14 protein-coding genes and 1 riboswitch are annotated in these 19,071 nt (G+C 41.5%); of the genes, 4 read left to right on the top strand and 10 right to left on the bottom strand.

The window, feature by feature from the left end:
- Nucleotides 1–123: 123 nt before the first annotated feature.
- The 3 genes from ACI35L_RS10290 to ACI35L_RS10280 all read right to left on the bottom strand — a co-directional run bounded on the left by ACI35L_RS10290 (nt 124) and on the right by ACI35L_RS10280 (nt 5,864).
- Complete coding sequence (locus ACI35L_RS10290; protein ID WP_049671591.1) at nt 124–2,301, bottom strand: PAS domain-containing sensor histidine kinase; 2,178 nt, start codon at nt 2,299–2,301, stop codon at nt 124–126.
- Between the two features lie 249 nt (nt 2,302–2,550).
- Nucleotides 2,551–4,851 carry a thiamine pyrophosphate-dependent enzyme gene (locus ACI35L_RS10285; RefSeq protein ID WP_439802841.1) on the bottom strand — a complete coding sequence of 767 codons (2,301 nt, stop codon included), beginning with the start codon at nt 4,849–4,851 and terminating at the stop codon, nt 2,551–2,553.
- Complete coding sequence (locus ACI35L_RS10280; RefSeq protein WP_049671593.1) at nt 4,851–5,864, bottom strand: 2-oxoacid:acceptor oxidoreductase family protein; 1,014 nt, start codon at nt 5,862–5,864, stop codon at nt 4,851–4,853. The genes ACI35L_RS10285 and ACI35L_RS10280 overlap by 1 nt, the downstream gene beginning before the upstream one ends.
- A 247-nt stretch (nt 5,865–6,111) precedes the next feature.
- Here ACI35L_RS10280 and ACI35L_RS10275 point away from each other — a divergent pair, with 247 nt between their 5' ends.
- Together ACI35L_RS10275 and ACI35L_RS10270 are read left to right on the top strand one after the other, a co-directional pair.
- Complete coding sequence (locus ACI35L_RS10275; protein WP_439802840.1) at nt 6,112–7,167, top strand: acyltransferase family protein; 1,056 nt, start codon at nt 6,112–6,114, stop codon at nt 7,165–7,167.
- Nucleotides 7,168–7,589: 422 nt separating this feature from the next.
- Nucleotides 7,590–9,347: a B12-binding domain-containing radical SAM protein gene (locus ACI35L_RS10270; protein WP_439802839.1), complete on the top strand. Its 1,758-nt coding sequence runs from the start codon at nt 7,590–7,592 to the stop codon at nt 9,345–9,347.
- Nucleotides 9,348–9,413: 66 nt separating this feature from the next.
- Here ACI35L_RS10270 and ACI35L_RS10265 read toward each other — a convergent pair whose 3' ends face one another.
- Nucleotides 9,414–9,587 carry a hypothetical protein gene (locus tag ACI35L_RS10265; protein ID WP_197089939.1) on the bottom strand — a complete coding sequence of 58 codons (174 nt, stop codon included), beginning with the start codon at nt 9,585–9,587 and terminating at the stop codon, nt 9,414–9,416.
- A 187-nt stretch (nt 9,588–9,774) separates the two neighbouring features.
- Between ACI35L_RS10265 and ACI35L_RS10260 the strand changes: the two genes are divergently transcribed.
- Nucleotides 9,775–9,969 carry an alpha/beta-type small acid-soluble spore protein gene (locus ACI35L_RS10260; protein WP_049671596.1) on the top strand — a complete coding sequence of 65 codons (195 nt, stop codon included), beginning with the start codon at nt 9,775–9,777 and terminating at the stop codon, nt 9,967–9,969.
- A 48-nt stretch (nt 9,970–10,017) separates the two neighbouring features.
- Here ACI35L_RS10260 and ACI35L_RS10255 read toward each other — a convergent pair whose 3' ends face one another.
- From ACI35L_RS10255 to ACI35L_RS10230, 6 genes are all read right to left on the bottom strand, one after another.
- Nucleotides 10,018–11,262, bottom strand: coding sequence for an anti-sigma-I factor RsgI family protein (locus tag ACI35L_RS10255; protein ID WP_439802838.1), 1,245 nt, complete (start codon nt 11,260–11,262; stop codon nt 10,018–10,020).
- Complete coding sequence (gene sigI / locus ACI35L_RS10250) at nt 11,259–12,014, bottom strand: RNA polymerase sigma factor SigI (protein WP_439802837.1); 756 nt, start codon at nt 12,012–12,014, stop codon at nt 11,259–11,261. Before sigI ends, ACI35L_RS10255 begins: the two co-directional genes overlap by 4 nt.
- A gap of 262 nt (nt 12,015–12,276) precedes the next feature.
- Entirely contained in the window at nt 12,277–13,056 is a 780-nt protein-coding gene (locus tag ACI35L_RS10245; protein ID WP_049671599.1) for a TerC family protein, read from the bottom strand.
- 82 nt (nt 13,057–13,138) lie between these two features.
- Nucleotides 13,139–13,242: riboswitch (yybP-ykoY riboswitch) on the bottom strand.
- Between the two features lie 94 nt (nt 13,243–13,336).
- Nucleotides 13,337–14,902, bottom strand: coding sequence for an aldehyde dehydrogenase family protein (locus ACI35L_RS10240; RefSeq protein WP_053103764.1), 1,566 nt, complete (start codon nt 14,900–14,902; stop codon nt 13,337–13,339).
- A 6-nt stretch (nt 14,903–14,908) separates the two neighbouring features.
- The gene (locus ACI35L_RS10235) at nt 14,909–16,006 is read right to left on the bottom strand and encodes an SDR family oxidoreductase (protein ID WP_049671600.1); all 1,098 of its coding nucleotides are present in this window, start codon (nt 16,004–16,006) and stop codon (nt 14,909–14,911) included.
- A 112-nt stretch (nt 16,007–16,118) separates the two neighbouring features.
- Nucleotides 16,119–17,702, bottom strand: a complete 1,584-nt coding sequence (locus ACI35L_RS10230) for a peptide chain release factor 3 (protein WP_049671601.1) — start codon at nt 17,700–17,702, stop codon at nt 16,119–16,121.
- 511 nt (nt 17,703–18,213) lie between these two features.
- Here ACI35L_RS10230 and ACI35L_RS10225 point away from each other — a divergent pair.
- The gene (locus ACI35L_RS10225; protein ID WP_439802836.1) at nt 18,214–19,044 is read left to right on the top strand and encodes a formate/nitrite transporter family protein; all 831 of its coding nucleotides are present in this window, start codon (nt 18,214–18,216) and stop codon (nt 19,042–19,044) included.
- Nucleotides 19,045–19,071 lie beyond the last annotated feature (27 nt).

The following is a 19,071-nucleotide window of genomic DNA, read 5'->3' as shown; positions in this document are numbered from 1 at the left end:
CTGTATGGATTATGCCAAAATTCCAAATAAATGTAAATCAATAACCATGATAATTCATTAAATTGTAATTTCTTAAGATAAAGGACATGAAATGAACCTCCTTGTCGAAAGAAGGTTCTCACGTTATTCATGGAAGATTGGAAGATAGATTTGAAAGAGGGTCCCCTCCCCTTCCTTACTCGTCACTTCTATCCAGCCTTCGTGCTCTTCAATAATTTTATAGGTAACCATTAACCCAAGGCCGGTTCCTTTTTCCTTCGTCGTATAAAAGGGTTCGCCCAGTTTCTTTAAGACTGACTTCGGTATGCCGATGCCATGATCCTGGATGGATATTAAGATATGGTTATCAAAAAAAGGTTCTGTGGAAACATCAATCGTTCCACCGCCAGGCATCGCTTCGATAGCATTTTTCAGGAGATTAATAAAGACCTGCTTCAATTGATTGGCTTCACAATGCACCAGTGGCAGCTCACCATAGTTCGTCTGAAACTGGATATTCAGCATCGCTGCCTGAGCACTCAATAATTCAAGTGTTTCGCTTAATACGGTATTTACTTGTTTAATTTGATAGGATACAGCTTGAGGCTTAGCTAATATCAGAAAATCGGTAATAATGGTTTCAATCCGCTGTAATTCAGATGTGATAACCTGAAAATAACTGGCATAATCGCCCTTCAAACTGCCCTCAAGCAATTGAATAAAGCCCTTCAGCGCTGTCATTGGGTTTCTAATTTCATGAGCAATCCCTGCGGCTAGCTCTCCCACTACATTTAATGTATCAGATTTCTTTAATTGTTCCTCCATCTTAAGCTTATCCGTTATATCACGAAAAACGGTCAAATGCATTCCCTTCATAATATCCGGGCGGGAGAGAAAATCCAATTGCTTCGTCTGACCATCCTTACAGGTCAACTCACAAACAAAATTATGCTGTGTATTCTTAGCCATTAAAGAAAGATGACGCTGCAGATGCTTCTTCTGATTTGAATCAAGGTCAAAAATCTCTTGAAAGGTTTGGCCAATCATCCCCTCTGACGGCAGCCCGATAATATCAGATGCCGGAGCATTCACGTCAATAATCCGGCCGTCCTCCCGCCAAATAAGGAGTCCATCAAATGTCCCATCAAAGATTCTGCGAAACTTTTGGTGGAACAAAAAGCCGTCATCTTCATATGGATAGATTCCATGCGGCATCTTGCAAAGTAACAGATTGTACTCAGAATCCTTGATGGGCTTGTTCGTAATTTCAATAAGCTTTGCCTTTCCATCAGGCCATCTGCAGTACGTTTCAAATGACCAATTCTCAGCTGTATTTTGCAGCATTTCATCTAGCTCCCCAGCTTGCAGTACAAGATCCCGTATATGAAGTTTCATCATTTCTGACCTTGGATAACCGAATAGCATGCTGGCCTGTTCATTGACACGGATAATCTGACCATCCCTTTGAACAATTAAGACAGCTCCATCAACCTGTGTAGATATTTCTTCTATTAAATGGATAACCGAATGCGTAATTGCCGGCTTTTGAGCCTCAGCAAACACCGTATAATATAATCCGCTATGCAAATTATAGCTTGCCATATACTCATACCTTGTGGATACTCCCCTAATTTCCACATAAAAAAAACCTTTGCATTCCTTGCTTGTTCTTAAATTCCCTAAGTTATCCAGGAAGGATTGGGCACTCTCTTCCTTCATAAGTCTAAGAAAACTATTCCCGAGCAATTCATACCGTTCCTTTTCCAGCAAGGCTGCAAATGCCTCATTCGCATCTACTATAGTGCCTTTGCCATTATGAATGACAATATTATGGCTAAGACCGTTGATTAAGTCAGCATACAAATTATGATTGCCGATTGTTGAAGGAAGAAGATTATTGTCGCTGACCATCAACATGTAAATAAATTTTTCAGGGTTTCCAAGCTCTTCCTTGCCGTCTGCCGCAGCAAAAATTTCAATCTCAAGAGGGTGTGAGGCATGCAGAAAGGTTGTCCATTTATCAAAGGAATAACCATGCTGGTTTAGTTTCTTCACTTGAAATTTCACCAATTCACTGGAAACATCATGAAAGAAATCTTTTAAATTCCGCGGCCGGTCGACTTGGCCTAATTGCTGATACAGCTTGCTCGCCCTTGTATTTAAAGAAAGGATATTTAATTCCTTATCCGTCATAATTATGGCTTCTGAATGGAATTGGTAAAAGTTCTCCCATAATTGAATCTCTGTTTTTAGCCTTTGATTATCCTCTTTGATTTGGTGGTTCAACCCCTCATCTAGATTCATCATTTGACCATCACTCAAGACAATCCTCCTTTTCGCTTCCGACATTCATCCCTTTATAATTCTACAAAATCCTGACAATTCCTTTTCTTTTTGAAAACATTGTGACAAACGGTCAAAATTTCCCATATCCTTTAGAAATAAGAGATGTTCTGACGCCTTTACCTAAAGCGGGTCTATTGAACTTCGAACAGAGCGATTGAATGCCGATAAAACATTCCCTATAAAAAGAAGACTGTCCGCTAAGGGACAGCCTTCTAACTGCTTTCATTATAAAGCTGGATTTTCATGTCTTGCTTGCAGCTTCATCCAGCGTTTATTCACTTCTTCTTCAAACTCATGGAGTAAGTGCGCATTCTCTTCTTTAAGAAGATGCTTCGTCTTGCCCATATATTTGAGCCATTCGGCTAATTCAATCCGTTTCTTTCTTGCTTCTGGATTGTAGGTGATGCTTGTTTCTCCTCTTTCGACTTCATATAGAGGGAAGAAACAGGAATTGACGGCAGCCTCCATGATATTCGTACCGTCTCTCTCATTAGATTTCCAGTTTAACGGACAAGTAATGAGAATCTTTCCATATACGGTTCCAACATTCTGAGCATACCATTGGGCTTTGGCTGCTTTCTTAATTAAATCCTGCGGGAAGGCCTCTGATCCGGTAAATACATATGGAATACCTGTCGCTGCCATGATTTGCGGTGTATCCTTATGGTGGAATGCCTTACCTTGCTGCCCTTTCCCAACACCTGTTGTGCTTGTCATATTGCCAATTGGGGTCGAATAGGACATTTGAGATCCTGTATTCATATATCCTTCATTATCATATTCAAGCATAATCAGCTTATGGTTGCGAAGGGCCGTACCAATGGCAGATCCCATCCCGATATCCATTCCGCCGTCACCGGTGATCATCACAAAGGTTGCGTCATCGCTGATGTCTATCTCACCTCTGCGTTTCTTCTCCAGGAATGCTTCCAATGTTCCAGATAAGGTTGCCGGACCATTTTGGAATAGATTGTGAATCATCGTTTGCTTATGAGAGCTATGCGGGTAAGCCGTGGTAACGACATAGGCACAGCCCGTCTGGTACAAGGCAACAATATCTCCTTCTATTCCTTTGAAGAATAATTCCAGTGCCGGGAAGATTCCGCAGCCGGGACATGCTCCATGGCCTGGTGCTAACCGTTTAGGCTTCTCCATAAGAGCACGAATAGGAGGGATTCGGACTTTCAGTTTCCCCGTCTCTTCATCAGGGGTAACTTGAATTAACCCTGTCTTATAAACGTCGCCTGTTTGCGGTGTGATGATTGGTTCCAGTTTATTCTCTTCCTGTCCCTTGTGAACACCGTAATAATCAAACGCTTTTTCGATCTCTCCTGTTTGCAGTACATGTAAGGTTTCGTCAAAGAATGCCTGTGCATCCTCTGGATAGAAATCTTTACCGCCAAGACCAAATACACGGCTCAGCACAAGGGTTTCATTGTCCTTATCTTCTTGAAGGGCTGATTTCACTTCATGTGTAAGGTTCGGTCCATTAGCCCCATAGGAATCGGCTCTTTCACCGACAAGAAGAACCTTGACATTCTTAAGGGCTGCTTTAATTTCCTCTTTCGGGAATGGACGGATAATATTCGGGCTGATTACACCGGCCTTTATCCCCTGCTGACGCAAGCTGTCGACAATATCCTTTGCCGTTTCTGCGGCAGAGTTTAAGAGGAATAGAGCAACCTCTGCATCCTCCATCTGATAAAGATCAAGGGTATCATAATGGCGGCCGGATAATTCGCCATACTCCTTCGCCACTTCCTTGAAAATCTCACCGGCGCGGTACATCGCATTTGATTGCTGATAATGGTTATTGGTCAAGTCATCCCCATTCATATGAGCGCCGATAGTAATCGGATTATTCACATCAACATGAGGGAATTCCGTTGGGCACTCGCCGACAAACGCTTGTACAGCTGTACGGTCGCTGAAATATTGCACCTTCCGCTTTTGATGGGAAGTAAAGAATCCATCATAGGCAACAATTACCGGCAGACGCACATCCGCATGCTCGGAAATCTTCAATGCCATAATATTCATATCATAAACAGCCTGTGGACTGCGTGCAGTCAAGATCACCCAGCCTGTATTCAATGCATAGTATAAGTCAGAATGGTCGCCGCGGATATCAAGCGGACCGCTGATAGCACGAGTTACGAGATTCATGACCATCGGGAAACGCGTACCCGCTTGAACAGGAAGCTGCTCGAGCATATACATCAAGCCATTGGCGCTCGTTGCGTTAAAGACACGGGCACCCGTCGTCGCTGCTCCGTAACAAATTCCCGCAGAGCCGTGCTCGCCATCAGCTGGAATCAGCTTGATATCATGCTCTCCTCTAGTCTTCATCATGTCCAAGTATTGTGCAATCTCGGTTGATGGAGTAATAGGGAAATACCCCATTATATGATAATTAATTTGAGCTGCTGCCATGGCAGCCATCTCATTGCCTGATTCAAAGGTCGTTATTTGATTAGGTTTCATGGTTTCATTCATTTCTTTTACTTCCAGTTCATTCACTGCCATTATTCAACACTCCCTGCTATTAAAGGGTGGTTATGCTTTACACTATGTTCCTCGGCAAACCCAAGCATTTCTCGCATATCGGCCAAAGCACTTGTCGGACAAGCCTCCACACATTTCAGACAGCCCTTGCAATATTGATAGTCAATACCGGTAAGGAACATTTGCTTACGGCCGCGTTTATCCTCCCCTTCCTTCCATACGAAACAGAGGTCGGGGCAAACGACATCACAGGCAGCGCAGTGAATACATTTCTCTTGTTCCCAGCTTGGCAGGAACCCTTGTCTGGACCCGCTTAAGTCTTTCAGCAGGCTATTGCCTTGTGCAATGATGGTACCGCCTATCAGTTGAGTTTCATAACCAAGCAGGGGAGCTGGCTTCGTAAAGCTTTTCCCTTCAGCATCAGCCGGTACCTCATATTCTTTAAAGCGGACTTCTTGATATCCCCGTTCAAACGTGCGAATATTCGGCTCGACTAAGTGCGGGTATTTCTTTTCGAAGGTCCTTCTAATAACATCTTTCATCGATTCAGCATCAAGAAAGCTGCAAATTCTAAAGAGCGCTCCAAGCATGGCTGTATTAACCTTCGTTTTCTCCTCCACCGCTATTCCTAGCGCATCAACGATGGCAAGCGTTCCATAAGAAAGCTTCAAATCATCTTTTATTTCATCAAAGTCCCTCGTTGAATTAACGAGTACGATCCCATCTGGCTGTAAGCCGCTTACGACATCAACCATTTTATATAAAGCCTCATGGAAGATTCCGATAACATGCGGTTCTTCAATCGGGCTATGATCCCTGATTTCCGTATCAGCATCCGCAAAGCGGATAAAACTTTTCACAGGTGACCCTTTTTTCTCCGAGCCATAAGAAGCAAAGTTCGAGCCATTAAATCCCGAGCCAAGCACACCTGATTCTGCGAGCATTTTACCCGCCAGATTGGCCCCTAATCCTCCAATGGATTCCAACCTGATTTCATAGAAGCCTTTATCATTCTTTTTTGGCAGAATGGCCATATTCTTTCCTCCTCTATTTCACCTATGCATTCCATAAAGAATGGAATTACGTAACTTCACATCTATATATTTAATCAAACATGGATTGTTTGATTTTCTTGAAGACATATGACGATAACCAGTACAATTATAATATGATTGTGATTTCATTCACATAGTTAAATTTGGTACATAAGGATTGTTTTAGGGGACGACCAAATGGGAAAACTAACTAAAAGGTTTTAAGATGGACTTACAGGAGGATATCATGAAAGAAAGAACATGCTACTTTGATAATGCAAAGTTTATCTTAATGGTTTTCGTTGTTTTTGGACACATCATCAGGACCTATATTAATGAGAATGAACTGATTTATGCCATATACAGCACCATCTATACTTTCCATATGCCAGCCTTTATTCTCGTTTCCGGTTTCTTTGCTAAAGGCTTCAATAAACCAGGCTATATAAAGAAACTGACAAAAAAATTGATACTGCCTTATTTAATATTTCAGGTTGTCTATACAATTTACTACTATTATTTATTCGACCGTTCAACCTTTCAAATTGAGCCGTTCAACCCCAATTGGGCCCTATGGTTTCTACTAAGCTTATTCTTCTGGAACCTAATGCTGTTCCTTTATGCGAAGTTTAAACCGGCAACCGGGCTGTTGATTGCCGTCATAGTCGCCTTGGGTATTGGCTATGTGGATTCCATTTCCAATTTCTTGAGCCTCTCCCGAACATTTGTCTTTTTCCCGTTCTTCCTTGCAGGATATCATATGAAGAAGGAATTCTTTGAACGACTGACATCCTTTAGGAGCCGGATTATTGCTTTAGTACCGTTCATCATTCTGTTTATTTGCTTTTACTATTTCATCACTGTTGACAGTCAATGGATGCTTGGGTCAAAGCCTTACTCAGAAATTGAACAAACAGCTTCCCTTATCTCCATGTTCAAAAGACTCGGGATGTTTGGCCTAAACGCTGTAATGATCATCAGCTTTATGGCTTTAGTACCAAAGGGAAAATACTTTTTTACAAGATGGGGAACTCAAACCCTCTATGTCTATTTATTACATGGATTCTTTGTCCGAACCTTCCGCTTCACAGGCTTAAAGGAATATTTCACAACAGTTGAAAGCTACTTACTGCTTGCCGGCATTGCACTCTTGCTGACCATGATTCTATCCAGTCAATTCGTCACTTCCGTCACACAGCCATTTATCGAGCTGAAGTGGAAGAACACAAAGAGAATGCTCGGAGAATGGAAATGGTATGCCTATTTCTATAAAGAAAAATTCACGAAAATCGTTAATGATTAAAACAAAGAGGCTGGGACATAAGTCTTTCAGCTAATGATAAACCCGAATAATTAGACGGTAAATGAATGAATCTATCGTCTAATTATTCGGGTCTTTATTGGTTGTTTTCGATGCATTCGTTGATTGTGGCTTTCTATTATTCGTGACTAGTGGAATGGAGCGCCATGCACTCGACTCCTGCGGGAAGCAGAGGAAAGCGAGTGCATGGCGCAAAATGGAACGGACTTGTATTTCCAACTGCTATTGAGTAGGAAGAATAAGTTCCAATCATTCGTTTCTGAGGATCCTTTATTTCGTTCTGTCCTAGCCTCTTCGTCTGTCTTCAAAAACAAAAAGGGAATTCCGTCCATTCCTGTTACTCATATACATAAATATGTTAAGATTAGTGCTAGAATCATGCTGAAAGGACGTATTGCACGAACATGAAAATTATTGGAACAACGCTTAACGCCAAGTACATTCATACGAATTTGGCCCTGCGCTACTTAAAGGCTTATGCTGCACCTGAATACAATGTTGAAATAGTTGAATACACGATTAAAGATCCGGTCATGAACATAGTCACTGACCTATATAAGCGAAACCCTGATGTAATTGGATTTAGCTGCTACATTTGGAATATGGAAGAGATTAAAAAGGTTGTTACAATCTTAAAAAAGGTCCTTCCTAATGTTCATATTATTCTCGGGGGACCCGAGGTCACTTATGACCCTTTCTTTTGGCTGAGAGAAATACCAGGTGTTGATTTTATTGTCATTGGTGAAGGGGAAGCCACCTTCAAGAACCTGCTTGCTGAAATAGATGGAAAGAAAGACTTCCGCCAAGTCCATGGGATTGCCTTTCTAGAAGGGGACAAACCGGTCATCACGCCGCCCGCTGCCAAAGTTGACTTAAAAACCTTGCCCTCTCCCTTCCGATTTGAAGAGGATATTCCGAATCTTTCAAAACGGATTACGTATATAGAAACAAGCAGAGGCTGCCCCTTCAATTGCCAGTTCTGTTTAAGTTCAATTGAAACCGGTGTGCGCTTTTTTGATCGGGAACGAATCAAGGATGACATTCGCTTCCTCATGAAAAATGGTGCTAAAACCATTAAGTTCATGGACCGCACCTTTAATATCAGCCGCAGCTATGCTCTTGATATTTTTGACTTTTTAATTCGCGAGCATGAACCCGGCTGTGTATTCCAATTTGAAATTACCGCTGATATTATGAAGCCTGAGGTCATCGAGTATTTGAACAAGGAAGCTCCAAAGGGGCTGTTCCGTTTTGAAATTGGGGTTCAATCAACGAATGATTATACAAACGAGCTTGTAAAACGGAAACAAAATTTCGAGAAGCTTAAACGTACCGTCACCATGATTAAGGATGGCGCTAAGGTGGATCAGCATTTGGATTTAATTGCTGGTCTTCCAGAGGAGAATTATGATTCCTTCCGTAAAACCTTTAATGATGTTTTCGAAATGCGGCCAGAGGAGCTTCAGCTTGGATTCTTGAAGATGCTGCGCGGCACGGGCCTTCGCAGTCAGGCAAAGCAATGGAATTATGAATACATGGACCAAGCACCATATGAAATTGTAAGCAATAATGTCATGCCATTTACGGATATTATCCGTATCAAACAAGTGGAAGATGTTCTAGAGAAGTACTGGAATGACCATCGCATGGACCATGGCGTAGAATATCTCGTCAGCATGGTATATCCATCTCCGTTTGATTTCTTCCAGGAATTCGGTTCCTATTGGGAGGACAAGAACTGGTCAAGAATCGGCCATCAGCCGGAGGATCTATTTAAGCGCCTTGTAGAATTTAATCAACAGGCCTATCCAGAAAACCAGGATATGCTTGTATCCCTTCTAAAAGTTGATTATCTAGAGAACCTTTCCTTCAAGCCGCGCAAACCTTGGTGGGATACAACCATGACCAAGCAGGAAAAGTCGCCATATTATCAAGCAGCTATTCAAGAGCCTGAACGAATAAGCGCCGACTTCGCTTCGCTTAAGCTAAATGAAAAGGATATGTACAAGCATGTCTTAATCGAAGAAATAGATATTGATTATTCACATTATCAACAAACAGGTGAGTACCGCTCCAAGAAAAATCTTGTACTAGCCTATTTCAATCCAAAAGAGGGCTGCAGCAAGCTCTTCTTTACTGAACCAGAAACCCTTTTATCTTAAACCAAATGGAAGCATACTCGGGATACCGCCTTTTACGGTGCCAAGTATGCTTCTTTTATTTTCACTTCATTTCCCTTTTCGTCCATGCTTAGAGTTGCGGTTAAAGCCTTTCATCGCATCCTCTCCTCCAGAAAACTCTGCAGAAAACTCAGTCTCATGTTCATTAGTCTCTCTTAAATTTCTTCTAGGTGTTTTGCTTGTTTTCTCTGCGGCATCAAATTGTGCTTTTCTCTTCATCATGATCGTCCTTTCTTCCTAAAGCTCACCATTACTATTTGTCCAAATCACTCTATTCATGCATGGTGCGGAAAGGGAAACGATACCTCCTCATCCATCGTTTAAACCGAATGAAGAGGCCGTTTGACAAGCATATTATGAAGGCGGAATATCAGATTCCAGCAATAATGAAAGATAGAGGTGCATAAGAATGGCAAGCCGAAATAAATTGCTTGTTCCAGGTGTCCAAGAGATGCTTGACCAATATAAATATGAGATTGCGGCGGAATTTGGAGTGACTTTAGGTTCAGATACCGTAGCTCGTGCAAATGGTTCTGTTGGCGGAGAAATCACTAAACAGCTTGTGAAACTGGCTCAGTCCCAAATGTCAGGTAAAACTGAATAATGATGGCATAGAAATGCCCGGATAGCTGTATCCGGGCATTTCTTTTATTTATCGATGACCATGATGACCTCTGTCATCTTCCTGCTTTTTTTCTTTGCCATTAGTTCCCTTAGGATTTTCTTTATTGCCATTCCCCCTGAATTTTTCATTTTTTTGGTCGGAATGGCTTGGTTTATTCCAGTCATTTCTTTGATTGTTTGACCGATTATCATTGTTCTTCTTTAATTCTCGCTCTTTGGATTCCTTTTTATTTGAATCCCGCTGCTGCACACGTTTATCAGGCTGTCCTTGCTTTGTTTCATGCACACTTCGATGTTTTTGCGGTTCTTGCCTTTTGGTTTCCTTTTTCTCTTTTGCTTGAACGCTGTTGGAGGAACTTTTCACTGGACCTTGCGATTGATTTTTCTTTTCCTTTACAGGTGCAGACGAGCTTTCATTTCTTGATTTTTCTTTTTTCTGCACAGGCGTTTTGGGAGAAGCTTTCTTTTCATCAGTTGGATGTTCATTTTGTCGCTCTATTTGTCCCGATGACTTCTTATCGCTTGAAGCTTTATCCTCTTTTTTTGAAGGTGTCTCTGGACTTTCCTCTTTTGGAACAGCTTCTTTCTTGTCCACTTGTTTCTCTCGTTCTTTATCTGTTTGATCCTCTATATACGAGTCAGTTGAAACATCTTCATTTTTCGTCTTTTTCCTGTCATCAACCGTTGCTTTTTGAGTCTCTATAACCACAGATTTTATCCCTTTTTCTTCAACAGTGGACAGCTTTCTTTCAAGATGTTCTTCCAGGTTCTTGTCTTTATCAAGGACTACTGTCGAGAATACGATTTCATTGTTCTCTCCTAGCTTTCCTTCCTTTTGCATGAGCAAGAGTATTTGAGCGACCACAATAGCAATATCTTGATTCCGCCATCCCTCTAGAGCAGAGAGCATCTCTTCCCCTTCTTCATCAATACCTTCTATATCCAATACTTCCATCTCATCTGAAACGCTTAATTCAATGCTTGAGTCTACATCCATGCTGACATATGCATAAACCGTCGAGTCATTCATAGCCATTGGTAATAGGCTGAAAATCAATAAAATAGATACAGCCAATGCGAGCATTGCTTTAGCTGTTATTCCCTTCCTGGATGAGAGGTTATTTTTAAGGTTGGTTGCAGCTTGAGGTTCAAAGTAGACGAGGTCCCCAATTTGATTAAATTCATTGTCATTTTTGATTTCTAAAAAATCGCCATCAGGTGTCAATACCTTCAGCTTGTTTCCGGAAATATCCATAATGACCCCTTGCTTCAATCCTTAAGCACCCCCTTTAAGTAGTCACTCAAAAACTGGTAATCACCTGTAAGAATCAGCACCATTGCCACAATATAAATCCGGTTCCTTTCAATCGTCTTACGGGAAACATTCACCTTGTCTTCTAATTTTTTCAGCGGCAGCTTCTTCTTATGAAAGAGATACTCAAGCATGAGCGGATCCTCTGCCACAATTCTGGCAATGGAGACAGCATTCTTTCTCGCATCCGCATGCTTGGGCGACGCTTGAACCAATTGGCTGAAGGTAATCCCGAAAGATGTCAATATATTGGTAAAGCGTAATATTTCATCTCTTCTTTGCTCCGCATCGAGCTCTTCCTTATGGAATTCAATCGATCTTTCTGCTTCAAGAGGACTTTGTGCATATCCTTCCTCTGAATAAACTCCGAACTCTATCGATAGTTCTTGGTTTTTTCTTGATTGTGATCTAAGATGATCGATGACTCTACGCTTAATCATCGTATCAGCAAATGCCAATAACGCCGTCCCCTTTTCATAGGAGAATCGGTCTATTGCATCATTAAAAGCAATTAACCCTATGCTAAATTCATCATCTGTTTCTGTTATGTATCGTTTGCATACGGAGGAGACTGATTTTTTTATAAACGGTTTGTATTGTTCTATGAGGTCATTGCGTAGATCAAAATCCCCATTTTGTATTGAATGCATCATTTCTTCCAGACACTGACGTTTCCTCAGACTTGGAAAGAACATTCCTAACATAGAATTCACCCCACCCTGCACAAATTATACCACAGGATGTAAAAATAGGTTATAGAGGGAATAGATACATTTTTAAAAACCATGCACTTTTCTATAACTTTTTTCTGTACCCTATCTGGATGTTAGATTAGCTGCCCTCCTTTACTGATCATTATCAGCCTCCCTATATGATTCGATTGTCCTATTTAGTTAAAGGGGGTAGAGAGAAAATTTAGGTAATATTTCCTCATAAAAAAATCCGTATGCATAATAGCATACGGATTTTTTCCTATTAATCGATTTTGGAATCTTCGCCAACTTGTCTTTCTACTGATTTACCGGACACAAACCAGCCTACGACTACAATGGCTACTAAGACTGTCCAGAAGATTGCTTTCCACACAGTTGAATGCGGGAAGTGTTCATTTAGAATACCAACACTTGGGTGCGCGAGAGTAACGACTGCCAATTTCACACCGACCCAGCCGACAACTAAGAAGGCTGCTGTTTCAAGTGAAGGACGTTTGTTTAACAATACAACGAATTTCGTTGCAGCGAACCTCATAATAATCAATCCAACGAATCCGCCTAAGAACATGACAATAAATTGTCCGCCGTTAATACCGCCAATATGGAAGTTACCCACTTCAGGAAGAGTCACTGCAAGCGCAACTGCCGCAAGCATTGAATCAATTGCGAAGGCGAGGTCAGCAATTTCGACCTTCACAACAGTCATCCAGAAGCCGGATTGTTTTCTTTCCTTGACCTTGCCATTATCCGACTTAATCATATAATGCTTGATTAGATAGTTAATCATGATATAGAGTAAGTACGCCGCACCAATCGCTTGTATCTGCCATACATTTACGAGGAAGGAAATCAGGAATAATGAACCAATCCTCAATACAAAAGCTCCGACCAATCCATAGAATAAGGCTTTACGCTGCTGTTCCTTCGGTAAATGCTTGACCATAACAGCCATAACCACCGCATTATCAGCCGCTAGAATTCCCTCTAATCCAATTAGTACTAATAAAACCCATGCATACTCTAGTATTAATGCTGCATCCATCTAAATAATTACCTCCTTTATTTTCCAATCCAACAAAAAAGACCCCTGCCTAGTAATTAAACTTACTGGCAAAGGTCTTGCTAAGCATTTTTAAATCAATAAATGCCAACAAAGCCGATGGATACGATCCATGTAATGACGACTTTGTTTTAGGTTTCCCTAACGCTACTCCCCTTTGAATTGGGTTCATATTGGTTTGTATGTTTCATTATAGGTGGTATGCTCAACTTCTGCAAGTATAATATTTTTACAGTCTAGCAATCTGCAGGATAAGATAGAATTAAGATTTTGATTTAGTCATTCTAATTAATTTTAGATATTCCTTCAATACGTCATTAAAGGATCGAGACTTTCCAAAATTAGCAACAAGAAGATTACGGAATGACTCATATTTCTCTTTATAAGGGTACCATTGTATTTCCGATTTTTTGTATCCCAAATCCTCCATCACAGCTTTCTCATGACAGAACATTCGGATTCCATTCTCTCCATGATATCTTCCAATTCCGCTGTCCTTTACTCCGCCAAATGGCAGATTATTATTAGCAACCGTAATTAGCACATCATTAATCAAAACAGCCCCTGATTGAAGCCTCGATGAAATTCTCCGAGCCTTCTCCTTATCTCTAGACCATACACTCGCATTCAGTCCATACCGAGTCCCGTTAGCTATCCTCACAGCGTCCTCTTCATCCTCTGCAGAAATAATAGGCAATACAGGACCAAAGGTTTCCTCCTGCATAATCATCATATCCTCTGTCACCTGGGAGAGGATAAGGGGTTTTATGAACATGGAGTCAAGATCCCACTTGGATGGATGTTCCCCTGCAAGAAGGACAGCCCCTTTTTCAAGTGCATCCTCAACCTGTTGTTTAACGATGTCAATCTGCATGCGCGAGGTCATCGAACCGATATCATCATCCGCTCCGGACCCTTGCTTTAATTGATTCACGAGAGGCAGAAGCTCCTCTAAGAATGGCTCCATCACCATTTCTTCTATAATCAGCCGTTCTACGCTCATACATACTTGACCGCTGTTCGTAAAGGCACCCCAGGCAGCTCCCTCTGCCGCACGTTTCAGGTCAGCATCCTGCAAGACAATCATTGGGTCCTTGCCGCCAAGCTCTAAAGTGGTTGGAATTAAGTCTCTCGCAGCTGCTTGCTGAATAATCTTCCCTGTAGCGACAGAGCCAGTGAAGAAGATATAATCTGGCTTAGCATTTGTCAGGCTTGCCCCGAGCTCTTTTCCGCCATGAGCAACCTGAACGACATTCGGCGGGAATTTTGCTTTCTCAAAAAGGGATTCGATTAATATTCCCACCGCTGGTGTAACCTCTGATGGTTTCAATATCACCGTATTACCTGCAGCCAGTGCAGACAACATCGGGGATAATGATAGTAAGAATGGATAATTCCACGGTGAAATAACAAGCACCGTACCCATTGGCATGTACTCAACCATGGATTTCTTGCCCATCAATAGAAAGGGCGTTTTCACCTTTTGGCTTCTGAGGGTCTTTTCTGCATGCTTCTCAACATGAAGCATGGCATCAAGTGACGGCATAATATCAGCGACAAGGGCATCTGTCCTTACCTTTCCTACATCCTTGGCGATTAGTTCTGCAATAGCATCGATATCCTCTACTACTGCCTCTCGTAAATTTTTGATATAGGAAACACGCTCACGGACAGATAACGCACTCCATCCCCAGAAGGCCGATTTGGCCCTTTCCATCATATCAGCGGCTTGTATAGCAGGCGTTTCCTCGTATTCCATGATGAGCTCTCCAGTAGCTGGCGCATATACTTTCGTCTTTTCTTTATTCACAGCCTGCATACCTTTCATTCCTCCTTATGTAATCTCAATATGGTATTCTGTACGCTTCTTATTAGCCCTATAGTAATCAATCATAGGCATAACCCCGTCTTTAAAATCAGGGCAGCTGATCCCGCTCCCTTCAAGGTCACGCTTGGCATTGCTGCAGTCAAAGTACCCCTTCCAGGTGAAATAATCAAGTGATTCCACTTCCACACCAAAATATTTCCGAACGGGTTTGATCTTTAGCATCGCTTTCGTCAGTATGAAAGGAATATAGCCTTTCGGTTCCTTTCCATTATACATGGTGGAAAACATCCGATAAACTTCGGTAACTGTATACGGTTTTGGATCGGTTAAATGATAGGTTTTCCCTTTTCCTTTATCATTCAAGCTTAAGTAAGCGGTTGCCTGAATGATATAATCAACTGGAACTAGATTAATGACACAAACCGACTTTGTAATAGAAGGAATGATTGGCATGAAACGAATCTTATCAAGAAAGTTCAAGATAAAATATGGACCGTCAAATTTGATGGTTTCCCCTGTCGTCGTACTCCCCTTTACAATTCCGGGACGAATAATCGTAACTGGCAATTCAGGCATCAATGACCGAACAAGCACCTCTGCCTCATATTTTGTCTCTTCATAATAATTCTTAAATGCTTCTGGCCTGACCAGTTCATCCTCATAAAGATTCCCTTCCCGCCGGCCGGCCACATATGCCGTACTGAAGTATGTATAGCGCTTAAGATTGGATAAGGACCTGACGAATTCATTCATGTTTCTTGTTCCATCCACATTGACTGAATAGGCAATCTCTCTCGGCACAGCCAAATCATAAATGGCAGCTAAATGGAAGACATGGGTAATATCCTCTCTGTTGAAACCGATTTCATTTCCGGTCATATTTAAATTCGGTTTAGAGATATCACCCGCTACAAGCTGAAATTGTTCTTCCCCTAAATGAAATTCCTGCATAATTTGGTATCTTTCATTCTGCGCTTTTTCGACCTGGGAGGGAAGAACAATTGCCACAAGTTTATTGAAGCTCTTATCCGTATCCAGCAACTCCCGTATAAGCTGATTTGAAATAAAACCAGGAAACCCTGTAAAAAAATATACATGATCCATCTCCTAAACCACTCCCTTAAGACTTTACACCATTGTAAGAACATTCGGAAAAATATGTCAACTGTTTTTCACCATGAAAAAACTGCCTCTTTATAAAGAGGCAGCAATGTAATTATCTTTCATGCTGATCCATTGGATTATATAATTCAATATCTGGATTCTTCTCCTGGAACCAACGCAAGGCGAAATCATTTTCAAACAAGAAGGCATACTGGTCATAACGATCACGGACCAGCAAGCTTCTTGAGCTAGAAAGCTTCTCATCAACCTTCTCATTTGTCGTCCACCGTGCAATCTTATCTCCCATGCGCTCCATTATAACTTCAGTATTATATTCATTCTTCATCCGATGCTCAAATACTTCAAACTGAAGCTGACCTACCGCACCAAGGATATATGATTCAATCCCCACTGTTTTGAAGAGCTGAATAGCGCCTTCCTGGACAAGCTGGTTAATCCCTTTATGGAAGTGCTTCTGCTTAAGTACGTTTTTCGCACTAACTCTCACGAACATCTCAGGCGTAAACTGCGGCAGCTTCTCAAAGGAGAAGGCCTCCTTGCCAGATGTTAGCGTGTCTCCGATTTGGTAGGTTCCTGTATCGTATAGACCGATAATATCACCAGCAACTGCCTCTGAAACATTATTTCGCTCCTCCGCCAGGAACTGAGTAGAATTGTTGAGCTTCATCGGCTTTCCTGTCCGGCTTAACGTCACATTCATGCCTCTTTCAAACTTACCGGAGCAAATACGGAAGAACGCAATGCGGTCACGGTGCATTGGGTTCATATTTGCCTGAATCTTAAAGATAAAGCCAGAGAACATTTCCTGAACAGGCTCTATCGGTCCAACAGAGGATTCCCTTGGACTAGGCATTGGAGCAAATTCTAAATACGTATCCAAGAATGTTTGAACGCCAAAATTCGTCAAGGCACTTCCAAAGAATACAGGAATGAGTTCACCTTCTAATACCTTATCACGGGAGAATTCATTCCCCGCTTCATTTAGGAGCATCACTTCTTCAAGCGTTTCCTCATACAAAGCTTCATCCAGGCCTGGGTGGTGGTTTCCTTCTACTTCTCCGTCCTCGTTAAGCGGGATGAAACGATCCTCTTCTTCTGCCTTGAACATTTCGATTCGATTGTAGAAGCGGTCATAAATCCCAAAGAAATCTTTCCCCATGCCCATTGGCCAGTTCATCGGATAAGATTCAATACCAAGCACCTCTTCAAGCTCAGCAAGCAGCTCAAGCGGGGTTTTCCCTTGGCGGTCCATTTTATTAATAAAGGTAAAGATAGGGATTCCTCTCATGCGGCAAACCTTGAAAAGCTTCAAGGTCTGCGCCTCAATCCCTTTCGCTGCATCAATAATCATGACGGCACTGTCGACTGCCATCAATGTACGATACGTATCTTCACTGAAGTCTTGGTGACCTGGGGTATCGAGAATATTGACCCGAGTTCCCTTATAGTCAAATTGCATAACACTGGAGGTTACGGAGATTCCACGCTGCTTTTCAATCTCCATCCAGTCACTTGTTGCGTATTTTCCTGTTTTCCGTCCTTTAACTGTCCCAGCATCACGGATTGCACCGCCGAACAACAACAGTTTCTCTGTTAATGTTGTTTTCCCCGCATCCGGGTGGGAAATAATCGCAAAGGTTCGTCTAGATTCTATTTGCTCTTTTAAATTTGTCATATATGCCATCCTTTATATAAAAGTCCATCTTTCCACTATACCATGCAGGAAATCATTATGTGAATAATTGCCTCAATAAATCCTTGGTCAAACAGACATATTTTCTCACATCAAGTTAAATATAGTCAATTGGCTAAATCAATAGTAAAGGACTATTTTCCGGGCAAATTATGTTTAGGGCAAAAAGGCATTAAAAAAAACGGGCCGATAGCCCGTCATTAATCTTTATGCTACTCGCTTCTTTTTCCCAAAAAAACGTTTAGACAAATAGCCAATAACAGCTGGTGCTGCTGCGACTAGAATTCTTTTCATGACTCTATTCTTCATCAGTATCACCATCCTTTAAGGAACATTACCCGTAATCAAGAATTGGTAATCATACCATTTAAAAGGATAAGAAGAATTTACTATTAATTTTTTACCTTAAATAGAATTGATAATTTAGGACATGTATAGTAGGTTAATTAATGCTTACTAAATATCTAATTATCTACACCAGGAGGACTACATTATGGAAGAACAAGGTCTGAAGTATTTTGTGGCGCTTGCCCACAAGAAGAAAAGACTATTGGATCATTATCCACTTCATTATTTTATTCGAGCTATGCTGGCAGGTATCTTTGTCGGATTCCTAATTGTCACATGCTTCCGTACAGGTGAATACTTCCGTGTGGCTGATTCGCCATTCGCTTACCTTTTCCCGGCATTATTCTTTGGTATCGCCTTGATTTTGATTACATATGGCGGCGCTGAATTATTTACGGGCAATACTTCCTATTTCACGGTTGCTTATATGCGTAATGAGGTTCAATTACGTGATATTGGACGAAACTGGATTGCTTGTTATTTAGGGAATGCGGCTGGAGCTATTTTCTTAGCCATTCTCTTTTATTTCACCGGTATTTTCAGCCATATTCCAAACGATCATTTATTACATGAGATTGTTTCTTATAAAATGCACGGATCCGTTACGGCCCTTTTCTTCAAAGGAATTCTTTGTAACTGGCTCGTATGTTTAGCGGTATTCTTGCCAACGCAAGTGAAAGGCGATGGAGCAAAAATGGCGATGATGGTTCTTGTCGTATTCTTGTTCTTCAGCTCCGGTTTTGAGCACAGTATCGCAAACCTTTCTTTATTCTCTATCGCGTTGATTTCTCCACACCCTGATACAATCTCCATTGGGGCAGCCATTTATAATCTGATTCCAGTAACAATCGGCAACATTGTCGGCGGCGCTGTCTTCGTTGGTATGCTGTATCAATTCTTAAGCAAATCTGCTACAAAATTAAGCTTAGAGGATAATCTTAATCGCGTAGATGAAATCGCAGAAAAAGCAAAATAATAATCACCAAAAAACGAGCAGACATAA

This window comes from Pradoshia sp. (genome assembly GCF_051873915.1).
Classification (GTDB): domain Bacteria; phylum Bacillota; class Bacilli; order Bacillales; family Pradoshiaceae; genus Pradoshia.
This window is presented reverse-complemented; position numbering and strand designations above follow the sequence as displayed.